Annotated in this window: 16 protein-coding genes, 2 tRNA genes and 3 rRNA genes; 2 read left to right on the top strand and 19 right to left on the bottom strand. The window is 41.9% G+C overall.

Annotated elements, in window-relative coordinates; genetic code table 11:
- Nucleotides 1-47: 47 nt before the first annotated feature.
- The 7 genes from R2876_06250 to serC all read right to left on the bottom strand — a co-directional run bounded on the left by R2876_06250 (nucleotide 48) and on the right by serC (nucleotide 6,392).
- On the bottom strand, nucleotides 48-710 hold the full coding sequence (locus R2876_06250; protein MEZ4358205.1) for an MBL fold metallo-hydrolase: 663 nt from the start codon (nucleotides 708-710) through the stop codon (nucleotides 48-50).
- Nucleotides 704-1,165, bottom strand: a complete 462-nt coding sequence (locus R2876_06245; protein ID MEZ4358204.1) for a DUF1934 domain-containing protein — start codon at nucleotides 1,163-1,165, stop codon at nucleotides 704-706. Before R2876_06245 ends, R2876_06250 begins: the two co-directional genes overlap by 7 nt.
- Before the next feature lie 180 nt (nucleotides 1,166-1,345).
- Nucleotides 1,346-2,677 carry a germination protein YpeB gene (locus R2876_06240; protein ID MEZ4358203.1) on the bottom strand — a complete coding sequence of 444 codons (1,332 nt, stop codon included), beginning with the start codon at nucleotides 2,675-2,677 and terminating at the stop codon, nucleotides 1,346-1,348.
- A 10-nt stretch (nucleotides 2,678-2,687) separates the two neighbouring features.
- Nucleotides 2,688-3,365 carry a spore cortex-lytic enzyme gene (gene sleB / locus R2876_06235; protein ID MEZ4358202.1) on the bottom strand — a complete coding sequence of 226 codons (678 nt, stop codon included), beginning with the start codon at nucleotides 3,363-3,365 and terminating at the stop codon, nucleotides 2,688-2,690.
- Between the two features lie 11 nt (nucleotides 3,366-3,376).
- Nucleotides 3,377-3,925 carry a stage II sporulation protein R gene (spoIIR, locus tag R2876_06230; GenBank protein ID MEZ4358201.1) on the bottom strand — a complete coding sequence of 183 codons (549 nt, stop codon included), beginning with the start codon at nucleotides 3,923-3,925 and terminating at the stop codon, nucleotides 3,377-3,379.
- A 188-nt stretch (nucleotides 3,926-4,113) separates the two neighbouring features.
- Entirely contained in the window at nucleotides 4,114-5,298 is a 1,185-nt protein-coding gene (locus tag R2876_06225) for a phosphoglycerate dehydrogenase (GenBank protein MEZ4358200.1), read from the bottom strand.
- A gap of 14 nt (nucleotides 5,299-5,312) precedes the next feature.
- On the bottom strand, nucleotides 5,313-6,392 hold the full coding sequence (gene serC / locus R2876_06220; protein ID MEZ4358199.1) for a 3-phosphoserine/phosphohydroxythreonine transaminase: 1,080 nt from the start codon (nucleotides 6,390-6,392) through the stop codon (nucleotides 5,313-5,315).
- A gap of 158 nt (nucleotides 6,393-6,550) precedes the next feature.
- Between serC and R2876_06215 the strand changes: the two genes are divergently transcribed.
- On the top strand, nucleotides 6,551-7,855 hold the full coding sequence (locus R2876_06215; protein MEZ4358198.1) for a replication-associated recombination protein A: 1,305 nt from the start codon (nucleotides 6,551-6,553) through the stop codon (nucleotides 7,853-7,855).
- 327 nt (nucleotides 7,856-8,182) lie between these two features.
- Nucleotides 8,183-11,299, top strand: coding sequence for an isoleucine--tRNA ligase (ileS, locus tag R2876_06210; GenBank protein ID MEZ4358197.1), 3,117 nt, complete (start codon nucleotides 8,183-8,185; stop codon nucleotides 11,297-11,299).
- Between the two features lie 57 nt (nucleotides 11,300-11,356).
- Here ileS and R2876_06205 read toward each other — a convergent pair whose 3' ends face one another.
- The 12 genes from R2876_06205 to R2876_06150 form a co-directional block, all read right to left on the bottom strand.
- Nucleotides 11,357-11,716 (bottom strand): DUF4437 domain-containing protein, encoded by a 360-nt coding sequence (locus R2876_06205; GenBank protein MEZ4358196.1) that lies wholly within the window; start codon nucleotides 11,714-11,716, stop codon nucleotides 11,357-11,359.
- A 197-nt stretch (nucleotides 11,717-11,913) separates the two neighbouring features.
- Complete coding sequence (locus R2876_06200) at nucleotides 11,914-12,084, bottom strand: 4Fe-4S binding protein (GenBank protein ID MEZ4358195.1); 171 nt, start codon at nucleotides 12,082-12,084, stop codon at nucleotides 11,914-11,916.
- A gap of 74 nt (nucleotides 12,085-12,158) precedes the next feature.
- Nucleotides 12,159-13,037, bottom strand: a complete 879-nt coding sequence (locus R2876_06195) for a stage 0 sporulation family protein (GenBank protein MEZ4358194.1) — start codon at nucleotides 13,035-13,037, stop codon at nucleotides 12,159-12,161.
- A complete protein-coding gene (locus R2876_06190; GenBank protein MEZ4358193.1) occupies nucleotides 13,034-13,993 on the bottom strand; it encodes a hypothetical protein in 960 nt (319 codons plus the stop codon). The genes R2876_06195 and R2876_06190 overlap by 4 nt, the downstream gene beginning before the upstream one ends.
- On the bottom strand, nucleotides 13,990-14,625 hold the full coding sequence (gene tmk, locus R2876_06185) for a dTMP kinase (GenBank protein MEZ4358192.1): 636 nt from the start codon (nucleotides 14,623-14,625) through the stop codon (nucleotides 13,990-13,992). The genes R2876_06190 and tmk overlap by 4 nt, the downstream gene beginning before the upstream one ends.
- Nucleotides 14,622-15,281, bottom strand: coding sequence for an HAD hydrolase-like protein (locus tag R2876_06180; protein ID MEZ4358191.1), 660 nt, complete (start codon nucleotides 15,279-15,281; stop codon nucleotides 14,622-14,624). The genes tmk and R2876_06180 overlap by 4 nt, the downstream gene beginning before the upstream one ends.
- A gap of 11 nt (nucleotides 15,282-15,292) precedes the next feature.
- Nucleotides 15,293-16,696, bottom strand: a complete 1,404-nt coding sequence (locus R2876_06175) for an aminotransferase class I/II-fold pyridoxal phosphate-dependent enzyme (GenBank protein ID MEZ4358190.1) — start codon at nucleotides 16,694-16,696, stop codon at nucleotides 15,293-15,295.
- A 142-nt stretch (nucleotides 16,697-16,838) separates the two neighbouring features.
- Nucleotides 16,839-16,955 (bottom strand): 5S ribosomal RNA (gene rrf / locus R2876_06170).
- A 138-nt stretch (nucleotides 16,956-17,093) separates the two neighbouring features.
- Nucleotides 17,094-20,013: ribosomal RNA gene (locus R2876_06165) — 23S ribosomal RNA — on the bottom strand.
- A gap of 190 nt (nucleotides 20,014-20,203) precedes the next feature.
- Nucleotides 20,204-20,280, bottom strand: a tRNA-Ile gene (locus R2876_06160).
- Between the two features lie 23 nt (nucleotides 20,281-20,303).
- Nucleotides 20,304-20,379 (bottom strand) — tRNA-Ala (locus R2876_06155).
- 127 nt (nucleotides 20,380-20,506) lie between these two features.
- Nucleotides 20,507-22,034, bottom strand: a 16S ribosomal RNA gene (locus R2876_06150).
- Together the 16S, 23S and 5S rRNA genes with 2 tRNA genes alongside form the textbook arrangement of a ribosomal RNA operon.
- Between the last annotated feature and the right edge of the window lie 161 nt (nucleotides 22,035-22,195).

The raw sequence follows: 22,195 nt of genomic DNA, 5'->3' as shown, positions 1-22,195 counted from the left end.
ACTTATATCAAAAACACGTTCATTCTACTAAATTAACCCTCCAACTGTCAAGTGTGATCAACTAAAGGTGTGTTTAAAATTATGATTCTTGTACGTTTTTTTAATTTTTGTTTGGATATATCAAGATAATTTTTACCGGATTTTGATACATCAAAAACGCCTGTTGCCTGTTCTATCAAAGAATGTATACTATCAACAGGAATATTGCTTTGATTTATCCTATAGTGCATAGGCAATGCAATGTTGGGTTCTAGTTTATCTATCAGTGATACCGCTTCTTCGGCATTTATTGTATAAACTCCTCCAACCGGTACCATTAAAACGTCTGCATGCCCAATCTTTCTTACTAGTTCATCTGTTATTTCTTCGCACAAATCTCCTAAATGACAAATAATAAGTCCTTCTGCTTGAATCTTAAAAATAATATTTTCTCCCCGAAGAGCACCTTTTTTCTTATCGTGGAACGTTTTTACTCCACTTATCTTAATACCGCCTTTTTCATATTCGCCCGGCTTATCTATAATTTCATAGTTGCCGGTTAAACTGTCGGCGCATGAATGATCAAAGTGATGATGGCTTATTAAAGCTATGTCTGTTTCAATATGTGGCTGGGGAAATCCTACCGTTTCGTCAAAAGGGTCTATCGTTATTTTAAGACCGTTGGTTAATTTAAGCCTAAAACAAGCATGCCCGTACCATTCAATTAACATAATCTTTTAAAGCCCCCTTCTTTCTTTTCGTATGTCAAATTTAAGATATTAAACGTATGCACATCTCCTAAATTCATTTCATACTCAAGATCAATACGTCCAGGATTGCCAATGGTATTTACATCGACTAAAGTAGCAAATATATTAAGAGTCATCACATTATATGGAGTTACGTAATTCCCCTCAAATATCCTTCCTCTTTCAAATACCATATTTGATTTAACTTTCCCCGACCGTGTTAAAGTCACCTTATTATCTTCAATTTCCATTTGTGTCTTAACACCAGCATATCCCATAGCTTCTGCTTCATCATACTCTATCAATATTTTATTATCTTTTTCATACTTAATGCCTTCGGTTATGTATTCAATTGGACCTGTTTTGTTGTCATCAAGGTATTGTGTGCTTTTAATGGATAAACGAATATTTTCCAATGATGACACACTTCCTTTCATGTCTAAATACTTAACTTATATTATACCAAATCCTTTTTATATTTTAAACATTAAATTTTTTATATACTATTTTTACAGTTTACTTAGTTAATTTATACCTGTAATCTAATTAAATTATAACTTCTTATACGAAAAAAGCCAACATAAGAAGGCTTTTTTAACGTTTTTTTTATATGCTCCTTATTGCGCCAAAGTTCCGTCATTAGTATGCTTAATTATAAGTATATTTTCTTCTGCGCAGGTTTTAGCATTAATATATACCAAACAATCCGTATCTTCTAGCTTTGCTTTAAATTCATAGCACAAATATTCCTTGTTATCGTCCTTTGGTATAAGCGCGAGTGTAACACCGGTTATCTGTAGGCTTGGGTTGATTATCGCTCTTGCCTGCTCCTCAGTCACAGTTGCCGCATCAAGCGTCCTGTCTGTATGCGACATCCAGTAATTATTAGCATCAAAGCCAATGACCTCGTTAGTTTCGATATCCACGTAAACCTTTATTAGATCCGGATAAAGCTTGACTTCATCTTGAAGCGGAACTAAGTTTATAACCGCACAGCCGTTGTAAAACTGTGCATAGCTCCCAGTGCATTCCGGAAATCCCTTTTTAACGATCCACTTCTTGGCAATGTCTATAAGCTGCTCATAACGCTCATCGGATGGTACTGCGCTCATTCCCCATTCTCTGTCAGTGTTGTAATAAAGGACTTTTCCTCCTGTTTTAGTTATATAAATTGAAATAGTCCTGTCATCAGCCTTCCCTTCAAATACATAGCACGGTATAGTGCCGTCCATATCGTTTGACTGTACCAACTCTGCATTGTCCAAAAATTCCTGCGCTATTTCTTTTGCCTGATCCGCGCTTAATTCCTTATCCCCAAGGCCTATCGGCTCCTTGTTCTCGGTACTTTCAGAAAATGGCCCGTCGTATATAAGCTTAACGTACATGTCGTCCGTATACTGGTCTGAACTGTCGCCTGCCAGAGTCTCGGCAGCTATTTCAGAGTCGTCCATCAAACTTTCATAATCTCCGCCCGTCTCAGCCCATCTCTCCTTTAAATCGGTAGCCATCTGGGAAAGCGAGTCCCTTAAAGATTTAATTTGCCCAATGTCGTCTTCCGATAATTTTTCGCCGCTTAAGATCCTGTTAGATAAGCTTTTGCAATAGTCTCCTACCCTGGTTATGAATTGCGTAAAAGGTAAAATCACTTCATTTTTTATCGGCAGTGCAGTTATAGATGCTTCGGTATCGCCTGTCTGCCTCCATACGTCCATTAAAAATAATACGTATGTGTCATCTGTATTGGCCACCAAAAGTTTTTCCATCTTGGTATCTAGGGATTCTATATCTTTAACTATATCTTCATAAGCCCGTTGATACTGTGCATTTATCAAGCGTTCTTTTTTAGTGCTGTTTACAGAAACAATAATAAGTGCGGTTATAAGTCCTGCAATAACTACAGCGGCAACTATATACATTATTCTTCTGTTTCTTTCCCGTACGTCCTTCATAAATTATCTCCTATTTACAAAAATTATGGTTGCCTATTACCAAAGTCACCGTTTTTGAAAGCATGTATGCGTTGGTAGTCTTGCTGGGATTATAGTAAAATAATGCCCCTCCGGTAGGGTCGTATCCATTCATAGCATCTTTTGCAGCAGTTATGGCAGTATTATCCGGCGTCAGATTAATTTGACCATCTGAAACTATTGTAAATGCACCTGGCTGATAAATTACTTTAGCAATAGTGTTAGGAAAAGAAGAACTTTCAACGCGGTTTAATATTACTGCCGCTATTGCCACCTGCCCTTTGTAAGCTTCTCCCCTCGCTTCTCCGTACACAGCTCTTGCAAGAAGGTATATATCGCTTGATGCCCCGCTTGTACCTGAAGACGTGGAAGAAGACCCAAGTGCAATGCCTAATTTTTCTGCCGTAACGCTCCCTACCACCCCATCAACAGTTATTCCGTTATTTCTCTGAAACCATTTAACAGCTGCTGTTGTAGCAGATCCGTATACGCCATCTATGCTTCCGCTGTAATATCCCCAGTTTTTCAACCTTGTCTGTATCTCTTGTACCTTCGCTCCGCTGGACCCATAAGAATAGCTGACAGCTGGTACACTGCATGCACTAACAGCAAATATGATAGCTAAAGCCAATGCCAACAGCATGTACTTAGTAATCCTTCTTTTTCTCATAAATACTCCTTTTAGCTAAGCCCGAATAATTCTTTGAATATTTCCTCAAAAAACGAAACAAACTGTATGTCTTCCTCTCCGTTTTGCACGCTTAAATCATCAGTGCTTTCCGGATCGATCTCCATTAAACAAAGCGGCGGGAATAAAACGCACCACCAGTTCTGTCCTTCTCCCTTGCCTAGAACTATTCTGAGCGCATCATATTCTCCGGCCGGATAAACCACGTCTCCATAAGTCTTTTCCGGAAATTCAAACGTCCCTATAACTGGCATGGCAGTATAATCCATTCCGTTTTCATTTAAGACTTCGTCCGCTTTTTCTTTTATTATTTGGAGATTTGAGGCAATATATTCCTCTGCTTCCTCTTTTGTACTTATATTGTCCATATCTTCATTGACTAACTCTAAAATAGCATCTCTAACTTTTAACTTAACTTCCTGGTCTACTTTAGAGTCGCTGTTGGCTATTACATGAAGACGAAAAGGCTCGGTTGTGCATGCTGTTAAAATTATGGCGGTTAGAATTATCATTACAGTAAAATATAAAAGTTTTTTCTTCAATTTATTTCACCTCATCTAAGAAAATGTGAAATAAATTATTAACTAAACGTATATATTTTATACTTTAAACAAAAAAAGCCTTTAACCTTACATTAAAAACACCTACCAAAATATTTTGGTAGGTGTTTCATTGTCTTTAATATAATACTAAATTTAGGTAGCTTTATAAACTATATAAAGCAATTACTTTATACAGATATAATCCGTACTTTTATAACTCCCTCGATTTCGTTTAATTTATCGATAGTAGACTGATCTAGAGGCTCATCTAAATTAAACACCGTATATGCAACATCTCCCTTAGACCTGTTGACCATTTCAGCGATATTGCATCCGTTATCTCCTAAAACTTTAGACATCTGCCCGACCATATTGGGCAAATTCTTATGAATAGCGGTGATACGGTAATTGTCTGATAAAGGCACTACACAGTCCGGCATATTGACGGAATGTGTTATGTTCCCCGTTTCTAAAAATTCCCTGAGCCTTTCTGCCGCCATCTGTGCGCAGTTTTCTTCGGACTCCGGTGTAGAAGCGCCAAGATGCGGGATCGGCACTACACAGTTAAGCCCTGCAAGCTTTTCATTTGGAAAATCCGTTACATACTTAAAGATTATATTCTTTTTGATAGCACCCAAAAGTGCGTCTTCGTCTACCAAGCCGTTTCTGGCAAGATTTAAAAGGATAACCCCTTTTTTCATCTTTGAAAACTCCGCGGCAGATATAAAGTTTTTGTTTTTATCTATTAATGGTATATGCAGCGAAATATAATCAGATTGCTTCAAAAGGTCCTCTAACGAAAGTGCACGTTTTACCTCTTTGGACATCCCCCAAGCAGATTCTACGGAAATATAAGGATCAAATCCTATTACATTCATGCCGATAGCTGTTGCCGCATTGGCAACCATTACGCCGATGGCACCAAGGCCTACGACGCCAAGCGTCTTTCCGCAAAGTTCGTTGCCCACAAATGTTTTTTTGTTCTTTTCTACGTTTTCCATGAACTTATCGTCTTGGCAGTGAATAGTCCTGACCCATTGGACCGCCTCGAGTACGTTTCTCGAAGCCATAAACATACCGCAAAGTACAAGTTCCTTAACAGCATTTGCATTGGCCCCGGGAGTATTAAAAACAACGATCCCTTCATTAGTGCACCTGTCTATCGGAATGTTATTGACGCCTACACCCGCCCGTGCGATAGCCTTTAACCTTTCAGGGAATACCATGTCGTGGCATTTTGCACTTCTTGCAAGTATGGCATCGTATTTATCGTCCTTATCATTTTCTTCCAAAATACTATACCTGTCGTCCGGCAGGCAATCGTATATGACTGAAGAAATTGCATTTAATTTTTTTATTTTATATTTTTGCATGGGTTACTCTCCTTTTAAGCGTTTGCCTCAAATTTTTTCATAAAATCTACCAGTGCTTTAACACCTTCCGGTGGAAAAGCATTGTATATGCTTGCCCTCATTCCGCCGACAGAACGGTGCCCTTTAATATTCACAAATCCGTTTTTCTTCGCTTCTTCAATAAACTGTTTATCAATGTCGGCATTTCCGGTTATGAAAGGTATGTTCATAAGCGAACGGTCTTCTTTTCTTACTGTTCCCTTAAATAGTTTGGATTCATCTAAGAAATCATAAAGCATTTTTGCTTTTTCCTGGTTTATCTTATTAATAGCGCTGATACCACCTTTTCCCTTTAGCCATTCAAGGACCAGCCCCAGTATATAAATTGCATAAGTAGGAGGGGTGTTGTACATAGACCCATGTTGCGCATGGGTTTTATATGAAAGCAAAGTTGGTGTGTTATCAGGTTCTTTGCCTATCATATCCTCTCTTATTATAACCGTCGTAACGCCGGATGGGCCCATGTTCTTTTGTGCGCCCGCAAATATCAAAGCATAGTCAGATACGTTTACAGCCTCTGATAAGATACAAGAAGACATATCACTAACCAGCGGAAGCCCGTTTACGTCCGGGATTTTAGTATACCGTGTACCGTATATGGTATTGTTAGATACCATATGGACATAATCTGCATCTTTAGTGAACATTTCTTTTTTTAGCTTAGGTATATAAGAAAATGTCTTATCCTCAGATGAGGCAACTACGTTTGCTTCACCTATTTTATTGGCTTCTGAAATAGCGCGTTTAGACCACATTCCGGTATTTATGAAATGTACACGTGAAAACTTAGCCATTAAATTAATAGGTACCATTGCAAACTGAAGGGATGCCCCGCCTTGCAAAAAGAGCACTTTATAGTTATCGGGAATATTCATAAGTTCTCGAAGGTCTGATTCGGCCTTATCTATTATTTCCTCAAAATCATGGCTCCTGTGGCTCATCTCCATAACTGACATGCCGCTATTTCCATAACATACAAGTTCGCTTGCAGCACGCCTTAATACCTCTTCCGGAAGACATGCAGGACCGGCAGCAAAATTATAAACTCTTTCCATTATTAGACCTCCAATGAAAAATTATAATATATATAAAAATTATTTATATTTTATTAACACTCACATAGTTATTATATTTCATGCTCGGCGTTGTGTAAATATAACTTTTGAGTTATATTTGTATTAAAAGAAACTATAATGAAAAAAAGGCGTGCTTAATGGATTTATTTTCAGACAACATAAAGAAAAATTCACCCCTTGCCGACCGTATGCGCCCGCGTAATTTTGAAGACTTTTTAGGGCAGCAGCACTTGATTGGAGAAGGAAGGCTTCTTAGGCGTGCAATAGAAGCAGATAAACTAACTTCATGTATTTTTTTCGGCCCGCCTGGAAGCGGGAAGTCCACTTTAGCGGAAATCATAGCAAATAACACAAAGAGTAATTTCGTGCGTCTAAACGCGGTTTCCTCCGGCGTTAAGGAAATAAGGGCAGTTATAGAAAAAGCAAAAAACGAGCTTGAGCTTTATGATAAGCCGACATACGTGTTGCTAGACGAATGCCACCGCTATACAAAAACGCAATCCGATAGTATCTTGCCGGCTCTTGAAAAGGGCTATATACGCTTTATCGGCTCTACGACAGAAAACCCATATGTATCAATGACCCCGGCCATAGTATCCCGCTGCCGGGTATTCCAGTTTTTGCCGCTAAGCAAGGAAGATATAATAAAAGCTATAAACAATGCCATTTCAGACAATGAAAATGGTTTTTTAAGCAAAAATGTGATAATAAAAAAAGAAGCTCTCTCGCATTTGGCCGATGTAGCCAACGGAGACGTAAGAATTGCTTTAAACGCGCTGGAACTGGCCGTTTTAACTACTAAACCAAATGATAAAGGCGAAATAGTAATTACACTTGACATTGCAGAGGATTCTATACAGCGCCGCGCCCTAAGGTGCGACAACGAGGAATACTACAACATGCTGTCTGCTTTTTGCAAATCCCTAAGAGGGGGAGATTCTTCTGCCGCACTGTTTTGGTTCGGGCGCCTTATATACGCAGGGGTAGACCCAAGATTAATAGTCAGAAGGATTATAGCCCATGCATCTGAAGATGTAGGCCTTGCTAATCCTTCCGCTTTAACGCAGGCTGTTGCAGCCGGCCATGCGCTTGAAATGATAGGCATGCCTGAAGCTAGGCTGAATATCGCCCAGGCTATAATATTCATCTGTGAATCGCCTAAATCCAACTCCACTGTAATGGCAGTCGACGCAGCTTTTTCCGATGCTGAAACTACATACCAGTTGCCAGTTCCTAAGCATTTAAAAGACACCTCTTTTTCAGGGGCTAAAAAATTAGGCAACGGCGAAGGATATAAATATCCGCATAACTATAAGAACCATTATATTGACCAGCAGTATATGCCGGATAACCTGGTTGGCAGGCAATATTACACCCCCTCAGACGAAGGATATGAAAAAAAGATAAAAGAACAGCGGCATCTTACGGGAAAGCAAAAATAGCTTTTGCTTTACAAAAAATTTTTTAAGATTTATAATTAACTAAATATGTACTTAAAGGCAATAATAAGAGACACGGCCTTTAAAATTCCCAAGGTCTTTAAGAGAGCAGAGAATTTAGGTGAAATCTTTGCAGCCGGATTTTAAAAGTTATCACTCTTTAGCCTTTTGGCCGAAATTAAAAAGTAAGCCAGAACGTATCGCGTGCGTTAAACGCATCTTAAAGATAGGGTAGATTTTACTCTAATTTGGGTGGTACCGCGGGAAAAGATAAGGCTCGCCCCATTTGGGGAGGCCTTTTTATTTTATATTTTATTCGGAGGTATAAACATGCTTTATAAAAAGGTTTCAACAGATCTAAACTTTGTTGAACGTGAAAAAGAAATTTTAGATTTCTGGCAGAAAAACGAGATCTTTAAAAAAACTGTAGCACAGTCTGAAGGAAAGCCGGAATTTACTTTTTATGACGGCCCGCCGACAGCTAACGGCAAACCGCATATAGGACATATTTTAACCAGATGCATCAAGGACTTGATTCCTCGCTATAAAACTATGCAGGGGTATAACGTACTTAGAAAAGCAGGATGGGACACACATGGCCTTCCCGTTGAGCTGGAAGTTGAAAAAGCGCTTGGGCTAGACGGAAAACAGCAGATAGAAAAATACGGTATAGAGCCATTTATAAAAGAATGTAAAAAAAGCGTGTGGAAATATAAAGGCGAATGGGAAAAAATGTCTGACCGGGTCGGATACTGGGCGGATATGGAAAACCCATATATCACATATGAAAACAGCTATATAGAGTCTGTTTGGTGGTCTTTAAAGGAAATAGCTGAAAAAGGCCTTCTTTATAAGGGGCATAAAATCGTCCCTTATTGCCCGCGCTGTGGAACGGCACTTTCTTCCCATGAAGTTGCGCAAGGATATAAAGACGTTAACGAAACATCGCTTTTTGTTAAGTTTAAAGTTAAAAACAAAAAGAACTCGTATTTAATGGCATGGACGACCACACCCTGGACGCTTCCTTCCAATGTCGCGCTTTGTGTCAACGCCAAAGAAACTTATGCCCTCGTAGAATATCAAGGCGACGAGATAACAATGGCAAAAGCGCTTATAAACGATGTTTTAGTTAAAAACTACAAAATAATTGCCGAAATGAAGGGAAAAGACTTAGAAAAGACAGAATATGAGCCTCTTTATGACTTCGGTGTAGACAAAAAAGCCTGGTATGTGACTTGTGACGACTATGTAACATTAACAGACGGTACCGGGATTGTCCACATCGCGCCCGCATTTGGTGAAGACGATGCCAGGGTCGGCAAAAAGTATAACCTGCCGTTTGTACAAATGGTAGACGAACGCGGCCGCTTTAAAAGCGAAACTCCATGGGCAGACGTATTTGTAAAAGATGCCGATGAACTTATAATAAAAGATTTAGAAGAACGCGGCCTGGCATTTGCAAAGAAAGAGTTTACTCACTCGTACCCATATTGCTGGAGATGCGATACCCCGCTTCTTTACTATGCAAGGAGCACCTGGTTTATAAAGATGACTGCTGTTAAAGACAACCTTATTAAAAACAACAGGACGATAAACTGGCTCCCGGAAAACATCAAGGAAGGCAGGATGGGCAACTTTTTGGAAAACGTCATCGATTGGGGGCTGTCTCGTGAAAGGTACTGGGGTACCCCGCTTCCGGTCTGGGAGTGTGAATGTGGGCATTTCCACGTTATCGGCAGTATTGCCGAACTAAAAGAGCTTGGCGAAAATGTACCTGATGATATCGAGCTTCATAAGCCCTTTATAGACAAAGTAAAAATAAGGTGTGAAAAATGCGGTGCTTTAATGACCCGCGTACCCGAAGTTATAGACTGCTGGTACGATTCCGGTTCCATGCCATTTGCACAGTGGCATTATCCGTTTGAAAACCAGGACAAATTTAAAAAGCGTTACCCGGCAGATTTTATAAGCGAAGCAATAGACCAGACGCGCGGATGGTTTTATACCCTGCTTGCGATATCAACGCTTATATTTGACAGGGCATCGTTTAAAAACTGTATAGTTTTAGGCCATGTTCAGGATAAAGACGGGCAAAAGATGTCTAAACACAAAGGCAATGTAGTAGACCCGTTTGCTGTTTTAGATAAACAGGGTGCAGATGCTGTCCGCTGGTATTTTTATTACAACAGCGCCCCGTGGCTGCCAAACCGCTTTTCCGACGAAGCGGTTTCAGAAAGCCAGCGTAAATATATGGGTACGCTTTGGAACACATATGCTTTTTACGTACTTTATGCGAACATAGATAACTTTAACCCATATGAATATAGCTTAAAGGCAGAGAACCTGTCTGTTATGGATAAGTGGATACTCTCAAGGTTAAATACGCTAATATTAAGCGTTTCAGATAATTTGGACAATTACCATATAACAGAGGCTTCAAGAGACTTAGGAGCATTTGTAGATGAGCTTTCCAACTGGTATGTGCGCCGCTGCCGTGAACGTTTCTGGGGCAGTGAAATGACTAAAGATAAAGAGGCAGCATATATGACGCTGTTTACAGTGCTTGAAACTTTAAGCCGCTTGACTGCACCGTTTACCCCGTTTATTGCAGAAAGTATCTATCAGAATATAGTTAAGGGTGTTAAAAAAGACGCGCCTTTAAGCGTTCATCTGGCTTCTTTCCCTAAGGCGGATAAATCTATGATAAATAAAGATTTGGAAAAGTACATGGATGATGTGCTTAATATCGTAGTTTTAGGGCGTGCAGTAAGAAATTCTGCAAATATCAAGAACCGCCAGCCTGTGGCTAAAATATTCGTCGGCGGCATTAAGACTTTGCCTAAGATGTATACAGACGTAATAGCAGACGAACTAAATGTGCACGAAATCGTCTTTAATGCTAATCTTGAGGAATATATATCGTATAACATAAAGCCCCAGTTAAAGACTTTAGGGCCAAAGTACGGAAAGCTGCTAAAAGATATAAAAGAGCACTTGTCCTCAGCAAACGGCAAAGAAATAGTGGATAAGACGTCTTCCGGCGGGCTGTACGAGTTTAAAGCAGGAGATACTTTAATTTCATTAAGTGATGCAGACATTTTGGTCGAACCCGTTCAAAAAGAGGGTTTCGCCGCCGAAACTATGCAAAATAAATCCGTTATATTGGATACAGTGCTAACGCCTGAGCTTATTAAAGAAGGCTTGCTGCGCGAGCTGACAAGCAAGATACAGACTATGCGCAAAGAGGCAGACTTTGCAGTTACAGACCACATAAGGCTGCGCGTATATTCAAACGATATGTTAAAAGATATTATTGAAAAAAATGCGGACACTATTAAAAAGGAAACCTTAACGGACGATATAGCCTTTGCAGACGATATAGACGGATACAAAAAAGAGTGGAACATAAACGGCGAAACTGCCGGATTCACTGTTGCTAAAATTTAAATTAAAGTTAAAAATACCACTCATTAAATGAGTGGTATTTTTATACCCCTTTTATACTTACACAAATTGTATATCAAACGTCTTATCAGTTATAAAAAATACCGTAACATCGCCCTCCTCAGTGGCACCGTGTTCTGCTAGAACCCCTTCCGGAAACCAAACAAATCCGCCGGGGCCTAGGCATCCTTTATCCGTATACAGAGTTCCTTCAAGCACATACATGCCATGTGAGCAGTTATGTTTATGCCACGGCGTCATAAAACCTGCAGGATACCTGTGTAAATGTATTCTCATTCCGGTCTTTGGATCTATATGGAAAATCTTTTTATAGGAACTGAGCCCGGTCTTTGCGCTTTTCTGTTCCTCCCACTGCATATTATTTGAATCTATTATTATGGTCTTATCATCCTGATTCAATTTTTCACATCCTTAAATATCCATTTTATACTAATTATATAATTTTTTAAGGCGTTTTCAATAACTTTTTAAAATTTATATATCAACATTAAAAAAGGGGTATAAGCAAACTACCTATACACCTTTTTTTGACGCAAACAGCAAAAAGTTCTTTGCTGTGCTAAAACGAGAATAATATAAGAAATATTTAGTTTTCTTTATTCTTCGCTGATTGCCTCCGTCGGACAAACTTCTGAGCATGCTCCGCAGCTTATGCAAACTTCAGGATCTATCTCATACTTTCCGTCTCCCTCTTTAATAGCACCAACAGGACATTCTTCTGCGCAGGTACCGCAGCTAATACATTCATCAGAAATCTTATATGCCATTATTTTACCTCCACTCTAATATAAATCTAATATTATTTATACATATAATTTTTTAAAAAATCAAGTATTTTTTATTAATCCTCTATTAAATATTTAATTTCTTCATCTTCTATGTTAATAGTATCCGGTTCATCTGCAGCGACTTCTGTAACCCCTAAATCGTTTACCTTGAAATTTTTGGCAGTAATTGTACCGTCTTTTTGCGTAAGCTTGACCTTTGCCGTTTCTAAAAGCACATTTATTTCGATTACCGTACCTTGCCCTTCCGGCGTCTTAACTTCGCTTCCTACTTTAGGCATTTTCTTTCGTGCTTCCTCATATTGAGACTGCTCATAATTTAGGCAGCACATTAGCCTTCCACAAAGGCCGCTTATCTTATTAGGTGAAAGCGATAAGCCCTGCTCCTTTGCCATTTTAATAGATACCGGCTGAAAATCACCTAAATGGTTGTTGCAGCAGGCTACCCTGCAGCAAGGCCCCAGCCCGCCGATAAATTTAGATTCGTCTCTAACTCCAATCTGCCTTAGTTCAATCCTGGTTCTAAAGACCGCCGCTAAGTCTTTTACTAACTCCCTGAAATCTACCCGGCTATCTGCCGTAAAGTAAAATATTATCTTATTATTGTCAAAAGTATATTCAACATCGACAAGCTTCATCTGCATGTCGTGTTTCTTTATCTTTTCAAGGCAGATATTAAAAGCCTCTTTTTCTTTGGCCCGGTTTTCATCTTCTTTGGCAGTGTCACTTTCTGTTGCTTTTCTAATAACCTGTTTTAAGGGAGCAACTATTTCCTCTTCCGAAACTTCCTTAGCGCCGATAACAACTTTGCCAAATTCCATCCCGCGCGTAGTTTCGACTATGACATTGTCATTTATATTTAATTCTTTATCGCCGGGATCGAAATAATATATTTTCCCTGCCTTTTTAAAGCGAACACCTATAACTTTTGTCATTTATTCTTCTCCTCCAGTATATTAAAAAGCATTGCCTGTGTTTGTAATTTTAAATTAAGTGGTATATGAGTATTGTTTTCCGCCTCAATTAATATATCTATAATATTGCTTAATGCCCCTCTTGTAAAGCCGTCTGCCCTAATTTTTATATCGCGTACCAAATCTGAATTTACTATGCTGTCTACACTTGAGGTTATTTTAAACATAAGTATATCCGAAAAATATGATATAAGGCAGTTAATTATCAAGGATAAATCTTCTTTTTGTTTTAGCATCTTGTCGCTAATCCGTGTAACCGGCATTCCCTTTGCTTCGCATATGCTTCTAGCTATAGCGATAGAAATATCCCTTACAGAAAAAAACTCTTCATCCTTTACTATATTCTTAGCTTCATTCAAATATCCGCCAGATAGGTTAGCAATTAAAGAAGCCTTTAATGTAGAAATATCAAATTCCCTAATAAGTATATCCCTTAATTCACTTTTATCAATAGGGTTTACTATAATTGTTGCCGCCCTTGACATAACTGTCGGCAGTATACTTTTTTTTGTCCTTGCAAGAAGCAAAAAAACCGTTTTTTGCGGTGGCTCTTCTATGACTTTTAAAAGGCAGTTCTGCGCTCCCTCGCTTAAAAGTTCCGCATTGTTTATAACAACTGCCTTATAGCCTCCTTCATATGCCTTCAAGCTTGCAAAAGATATAGCCTCCCTAACATCATCTATTCTGACAGTCTTCCCCTTGGGAGTTATGTTCATAATATCCGGGTGGTTATTTGAAAGAACCCGCCTGCATAAAGCACATTCTTTACAGCCAGTTTTATTTTTACAAAAAAGCTTTAACAAAAATTCTCTTGATAAGTTAAGCGTTTCGCTTTGCTTTTCACATATCAAAAGATATGCGTTTTTAACCTTATCGTTTAAAATGTCTTTTAAATAATAGTTTAAGTCAACGCTCATATTATTCCTGCATTTTTGAGGATTTTATCCATCTCAGTTTTTATCTTATCATGCGTCTCGGCCTTTTGCCCAGACGCATCTATCAAAATAATGTTTTCCCCATGCTTTTTAATTATATCCAAAAACCCAAAATAGACTGCATCATGAAAGGTATCCCCTTCACTTTCCAGCCTGTCATGAACCTTGTTTTCATTCATGCGTTTAAATGCCGCTTCTGCTGTTATCTGCAAAAAAAACGTCTTGTCAGGCATACAGCTGCCACATGCAAAACGGTTTATATCCATAATGGCATCATAACCTAATTTTCTGCCGTAACCCTGATATGCAAGGCTTGAATGGATAAACCTGTCGCAAATGACTATTTTGCCGCTTTCAAGCGCCGGCACAATAACCTCCGCTACATGCTGTGCCCTCGCAGCAGCATAAAGAAGCGCTTCCGTCTTGGCTACCATGCCGGCGTTGGTCACGTCCAGTAAAATCTCCCGTATCTTTTCTGATATCTCACATCCTCCCGGTTCCCGCGTCGTTAAAACGTCTAGGCCTAGGGTTCGCAAATACTCTGCTAAAAATCTGATTTGCGTAGATTTTCCTGCTCCGTCGTTTCCTTCGAATGTTATAAACAGTCCCTTCATAACTCACTTCCGTCTGATAGTAATATTTTTTTTAGATCGCTTACGCTGTTTGCAATAAAGTCCGGGCCTTCTTCTTCAAGTTCATTTGGGCTGGCATAGCCGTATTTCGCCCCAATAGAAAGCACTTTATTTCTCTTCCCTGCTTGTATGTCAATGCGCCTATCTCCCACCATAGCGGCGCATTTTGGGTCTACATCCAATGTTTCAAGGCACGTCTTTAAAAGTGTAATTTTATCATCTATGCCTTTTTGAGGTTCAAAGCCATAAATACCATCTAAAAATCCATCTATTTCAAAATTAAGTGCCGCAACATCTGCCTGATATGTTCTTTTGCCCGTTGCTATATAAAGTTTCCTGTCATTTTCCTTTAATTCTTTTAGCATGGCATAAATCCCGTCGAAAAGCTTTGCGTTGAATACGCCTATCGCCATATTGTAATCCCTGAAATAATCATGCGCCGCTTTCATGGTTTTATCATCAGTCCCCATATAATCTGCAACAAGAGCTTTTATAGGAGGCCCGACATATGTCGTTAGCACCTCATCCGATGGTATATTAAGTTTCATTTTCATAAACATATAGCGAAAACCGCCGAGTATGCCTTTTAAAGAATCTACTATTGTTCCATCTAAGTCAAAAAATATGTGTTTTATCATTATAATGCCCGTTAAAAATCTGATAGTGATACGTTCCCGTCTTCAATACCGAATAATTCAAATCCTTCCTTTTTAGCAGCCAAAAGATAGCTGACAACTTCTTGTGTTATTTGTTCTCCCGGTAAAACTATAGGCACGCCCGGTGGATAAATCCCTACAGGTGCCGCTGCGATCAAAGATTCTGCATCTTCAAGTGGCAAACTTACCTTTTCCCTCATCTCAACCTGTGCCGGTGTAGATATTTTCATTAGCTTTGGATAAACATACTGCGAAAAAGCACTGATTTCGTTTCCATCTTCTAATTGCTTTAACGCTTTTATCAAGCGCTCAAAATCTTCTTTCTCATCGGCTACTGTTATTATCAAGACAAGATGCTTTGCATCTACAGCTTCTGTAAATACTCCGCAGTATTCAAGTATTCTTCCTGCTGAAAATCCAGTTAAACCTTTGCCGGATACGTCTATAATTAATTTTAAAGGATCTTTATCAAATACATTTTCAGGCAAACTATCTATATCTACAGTCTTTAGCCCAGGTATGTCGTTTATTTCTTTTGTGAATTGTTCGGTTAAAGTAACAACTCTGCTCAATTCTTCCCTTCCGCATCTTGCCATATAGTCTGAAGCATAATCCAATGAAGATAATATTATATAAGACGGGCTAGTGGTCAATATCATTTTAAGTTTCTCTTTAACTGTTTTTGCATCGATAAACGAATTTTTCCCTACATTTATATATGCGCCTTGATTCATGCAGGGAAGTGTCTTATGGGCACTTACAGTCCAAACGTCTGCTCCGGCTGCCGCACAGCATTTAGGCAACATATCAGAATAAGAAAAGTGCGCCGAATGTGCCCCGTCAACTATCAACGCCATGCCCGCATCGTGAGTTATTTCAGATATTTCAGATAGGTTAAGGCAAAATCCAAAATAATTTGGATAAGTTACATAAACAGCCTTAGCGTCCGGGTTACTTGAAATGGCCTCCTTTAAATGTTTCGTATAAAAAAGCTGCGGCAAAAAAGACTCTTGTTCCGGTTGGCGTATATAAACCGGGCAAATCCTGCTAAGCCTAAGTGCATTCACCGCAGAAACATGCATATCCCTTGCCATGATTATCTTTTCTCCCGGTTTTACGGCTGCCAAAATCATGGCTACAACCCCGGCGGAAGCACCGTTTACACTATAAAAGCTATTCTGAGCACCTACTCTTACGGCATGCAGCTGCTCAGACTCCTTTATCGCGCCCGAAGGTATAAACAGGTTGTCCGAAAAAGAAAGCTCAGTAATATCCCCCGACAGATACTCTCCGCCAAAGTAGTAAGGTTTTCCTTTATGCCCAGGCATATGAAACCTAACAGGCTCCTTTTTCGCATATTCATTTAACATATTGATAATAGGTGTGTTTCTTTCCATACTTACCACCAATAACTAATTAGTAAATATAATTATATCATAAAGGTTAAATGTTAAAAAGAGTTTGACATCAAAACCTCTGAAATGCAAAAAGTCCTTCTTTGTTACAAAAAAGGACTTCCCACCCATATATAAAAATTGAATCCGGCAGCTACCTACTCTCCCGGGTCGTTGCCAACCAAGTACCATCGGCGTATAAGGGCTTAACTTCTGTGTTCGGCATGGGAACAGGTGGATCCCCTTAGCTATCACCACCGGAAATTTTTATCTTCTTTAGCGTATTCTCCGCTTCGTCATCGCAAAGTATACCATATCATTATTTACTTTTCAATACCTTTTAACAAAGTACCATTGAAAACTGCACAGCTTTTATTTATCTTAGATTAAGTCCATTACCGAAATCAAGCCCTCGACCTATTAGTATTGGTCTGCTACATACATTACTGCACTTCCACATCCAACCTATCAACCTTGTAGTCTACAAGGGGTCTTACTCCTTTCGGATGGGAGATCTTATCTTAAGGGGGGCTTCACGCTTAGATGCTTTCAGCGTTTATCCCTTCCATACTTAGCTACCCAGCTATGCTCCTGGCGGAACAACTGGTACACCATAGGTATGTCCATCCCGGTCCTCTCGTACTAAGGACAGCTCCTTTCAAATCTCCTGCGCCCACGATGGATAGGGACCGAACTGTCTCGCGACGTTCTGAACCCAGCTCGCGTGCCGCTTTAATTGGCGAACAGCCAAACCCTTGGGACCTACTACAGCCCCAGGATGCGACGAGCCGACATCGAGGTGCCAAACCTCCCCGTCGATGTGGACTCTTGGGGGAGATAAGCCTGTTATCCCCGAGGTAGCTTTTATCCGTTGAGCGATGGCATTTCCACTCACATACCACCGGATCACTAAGCCCGACTTTCGTCCCTGCTCGACATGTCTGTCTCGCAGTCAGGCTCCCTTTTGCCTTTGCACTCTAATGAATGATTTCCGACCATTCTGAGGGAACCTTTGGGCGCCTCCGTTACTCTTTGGGAGGCGACCGCCCCAGTCAAACTGCCCACCTGGCAATGTCCGTTACCGGGTTTACCGCGTATCGTTAGAACTTCAGCAATAGAAGAGTGGTATCCCAAGGTTGGCTCCACGAAAACTAGCGTCTTCGCTTCCAAGCCTCCCACCTATCCTGTACATCTATTGCCAAAATTCAATACCAGGCTACAGTAAAGCTCTACGGGGTCTTTCCGTCCTATCGCGGGTAATGGGCATCTTCACCCATACTACAATTTCGCCGGGTCCCTTGTTGAGACAGCGCCCAAGTCGTTACGCCATTCGTGCGGGTCGGAACTTACCCGACAAGGAATTTCGCTACCTTAGGACCGTTATAGTTACGGCCGCCGTTCACCGGGGCTTAAGTTCCGTGCTTCGGTTACCCTAACACTTCCCCTTAACCTTCCGGCACTGGGCAGGCGTCAGCCCGTATACGTCGTCTTTCAACTTCGCACAGACCTGTGTTTTTGCTAAACAGTCGCTTGGGCCTCTTAACTGCGACCACCTCTCGATGGCACCCCTTCTCCCAAAGTTACGGGGCTATTTTGCCGAGTTCCTTAACAAGGGTTCTCCCGTTCGTCTTAGGATTCTCTCCTCGCCTACCTGTGTCGGTTTGCGGTACGGGCGGATAATGCTCTCCTTACCGCAGCTTTTCTCGCCAGTGTGAATTCAGTCCCTTCCATACTTATTTTCTGTCGCCATCACGCCTCATGATTGAAGTGGTGTACTTCACTGCCACTCCTCACTTGACGCTTGGGCGGGTTTATCCATCAACCCGCGTGGACCTATCCTCCTGTGTCACTGCTTAAGTTCATACGATCATTACCCGGTACAGGAATATCAACCTGTTGTCCATCGCCTACGGCTATCGCCCTCGGCTTAGGTCCCGACTTACCCTGGGCGGACGAACCTTCCCCAGGAATCCTTAGGCTTTCGACGATGAAGATTCTCACTTCATTCTCGCTACTTATGCCGGCATTCTCTCTCCTATACAGTCCACAGCTCCTTTCGGTACTGCTTCTGCCCGTATACGATGCTCCTCTACCGATGTAATTACTTACATCCCACGGCTTCGGCGGCAGGTTTTAGCCCCGGACATTTTCGGCGCACGTCCACTCGACCAGTGAGCTATTACGCACTCTTTAAATGTATGGCTGCTTCTGAGCCAACATCCTGGTTGTCTGTGCGTTCGCACATCCTTTCCCACTTAACCTGCACTTTGGGGCCTTAGCCGGTGATCTGGGCTGTTTCCCTTTTGACTACGAAACTTATCTCACGCAGTCTGACTCCCGTTAAACAATATATGGCATTCGGAGTTTGATAAGGTTCGGTAAGCTTTGAGGCCCCCTAGCCCATTCAGTGCTCTACCTCCATATATCTTAAAACGAGGCTAGCCCTAAAGCTATTTCGAGGAGAACCAGCTATCTCCGAGCTCGATTGGAATTTCTCCGCTATCCACAGCTCATCCCCGCCCTTTTCAACGGACGTGTGGTTCGGACCTCCACGGTGTCTTACCACCGCTTCATCCTGTCCATGGATAGGTCGCCCGGTTTCGGGTCTACTACATGCAACTAACTCGCCCATTTAAGACTCGCTCTCGCTGCGGCTTCAGCGCTTTACGCCTTAACCTCGCTACATACAGTAACTCGCCGGCCCGTTCTACAAAAAGTACGAGGTCGCACTCTTAACGTGCTTCCTCTGCTTGTAAACATAGGGTTTCAGGTTCTCTTTCACTCCCCTCCCGGGGTTCTTTTCACCTTTCCCTCACGGTACTTTTCCGCTATCGGTCATTAGGTAGTATTTAGCCTTGGGGGGTGGTCCCCCCTGCTTCCCACAGGATTCCTCGTGCCCCGTGGTACTCTGGTACCGGCTGCCTCACTCGCCTTTTCGTCTACGGGGTTTTCACCCTCTTTGACCTGCCTTTCCAGTACAGTTCGACTAAAGCTCATGAATGGCGTTCGCCGGCCCTCAACCCTTAAAGTCCGAAGACTCTAAGTTTGGGCTCTTTCCCTTTCGCTCGCCACTACTCAGGAAATCGATGTTTCTTTCTCTTCCTCCGGCTACTTAGATGTTTCAGTTCACCGGGTTCCCTCCTGCCAGACTATGTGTTCACCTGGCGGTAATGGCCCATTACGACCATTGGGTTTCCCCATTCGGACATCCATGGATAATTACGCCTGCTTGCGGCTCCCCATGGCTTTTCGCAGCTTACCACGTCCTTCTTCGGCTCCTAATGCCTAGGCATTCACCCTACGCTCTTTTTAGCTTGATTTCTCGTCACCTAGATTTTTCTATTTCGGTTGTTTTCTTTCCTAAGACGCTTCTTTTTCCCTTTTTGAAATTGTTTTTCCCTTTTAGTTTAAAAAAAAGCTTCTTTTTGCTATGCAGTTTTCAATGTACTTTGCTTAAAAAAAGCTACTTACCTTTTCGCTTTTTCTTGCTTGTGATATGTCTTCCATATCTGGTGGGCTCAAGTGGACTCGAACCACCGACCTCACGCTTATCAGGCGTGCGCTCTAACCGGCTGAGCTATGAGCCCTGGTCCCTTTGAGCTTCTCCCACTGGTGGAGATGAGCGGAATCGAACCGCTGGCCTCCTGCTTGCAAGGCAGGCGCTCTCCCAGCTGAGCTACACCCCCATATCCTTTTTAAAGGATTTGCTGAGCGTGTTTAGCCGCCCTATCCTTAAACCTTTTAATAAGCACCTTACTTAATCGCTAAGTATTTTAATAACTCCTTAGCTGCCTGTTTCACTTTTCACCTTAGAAAGGAGGTGATCCAGCCGCACCTTCCGATACGGCTACCTTGTTACGACTTCACCCCAGTCATTGATCTCGCCTTCGACGACTCCTTCCTTGCGGTTAGGCCATCGGCTTCGGGCGCTCCCAACTCCCGTGGTGTGACGGGCGGTGTGTACAAGGCCCGGGAACGCATTCACCGCGACATGCTGATTCGCGATTACTAGCAACTCCGACTTCATGTGGGCGGGTTGCAGCCCACAATCCGAACTGGGACCGGCTTTTTGGGGATTTGCTCCGCGTCTCCACTTAGCTTCCCTTTGTACCGACCATTGTAGCACGTGTGTAGCCCAAGACATAAGGGGCATGATGATTTGACGTCGTCCCCACCTTCCTCCGAGTTATCCCCGGCAGTCTCATTAGAGTTCCCATCTTAACATGCTGGCAACTAATGATAGGGGTTGCGCTCGTTGCGGGACTTAACCCAACATCTCACGACACGAGCTGACGACAACCATGCACCACCTGTCTCTCTGCCCCGAAGGGATAGTATGTTTCCATACCTGTCAGAGGATGTCAAGCCTTGGTAAGGTTCTTCGCGTTGCTTCGAATTAAACCACATGCTCCGCTGCTTGTGCGGGCCCCCGTCAATTCCTTTGAGTTTCAACCTTGCGGTCGTACTCCCCAGGCGGGATACTTATTGCGTTTGCTGCGGCACAGAGACCTTCTTAGATCCCTACACCTAGTATCCATCGTTTACGGCGTGGACTACCAGGGTATCTAATCCTGTTCGCTCCCCACGCTTTCGTGCCTCAGCGTCAGTTACAGTCCAGAAAGCCGCCTTCGCCACTGGTGTTCCTCCTAATATCTACGCATTTCACCGCTACACTAGGAATTCCGCTTTCCTCTCCTGCACTCTAGTTCAGCAGTTTTAAATGCAACTCCCGAGTTAAGCCCGGGGATTTCACATCTAACTTACCAAACCGCCTACGCACCCTTTACGCCCAGTAATTCCGGACAACGCTCGCCCCCTACGTATTACCGCGGCTGCTGGCACGTAGTTAGCCGGGGCTTCCTCCTAGGGTACCGTCACTTTCTTCGTCCCCTAGGACAGAGGTTTACAATCCGAAAACCTTCTTCCCTCACGCGGCGTTGCTGGGTCAGAGTTGCCTCCATTGCCCAATATTCCCCACTGCTGCCTCCCGTAGGAGTCTGGACCGTGTCTCAGTTCCAGTGTGGCCGTTCACCCTCTCAGGTCGGCTATCCATCGTCGCCTTGGTGAGCCGTTACCTCACCAACTAGCTAATGGTCCGCGAGCCCATCTTAAAGCGGATTGCTCCTTTTACCACTTGGACATGCATCCTCGTGGTCTTATGCGGTATTAGCATCCGTTTCCAGATGTTATCCCCCTCTTTAAGCCAGGTCGCTCACGTGTTACTCACCCGTCCGCCACTAAGATATATTTTGTACAAGTACTCTATATATCTCCGTTCGACTTGCATGTGTTAGGCACGCCGCCAGCGTTCGTCCTGAGCCAGGATCAAACTCTTAGTTTAAAATTTATTAAAACTGCTCATCGCAGTTTCTTTCTTTTTTACTATTCGTGATCCAGGCTGCTTATTTTTTTTCGTTATCTTCCTTACTTTGCTCTTTTTCAGGCGCTTATTTAAAGTTTTCAAGGTTCTCCGCTATCAAGCGGCTCATTTATATTATCAAA

It is taken from the genome of Eubacteriales bacterium (genome assembly GCA_041390245.1).
Classification (GTDB): Bacteria; Bacillota; Clostridia; order Christensenellales; family JAWKQI01; genus JAWKQI01.
The sequence above is the reverse complement of the archived record's forward strand: the minus strand, read 5'-3'. Positions and strand labels throughout refer to the sequence as shown.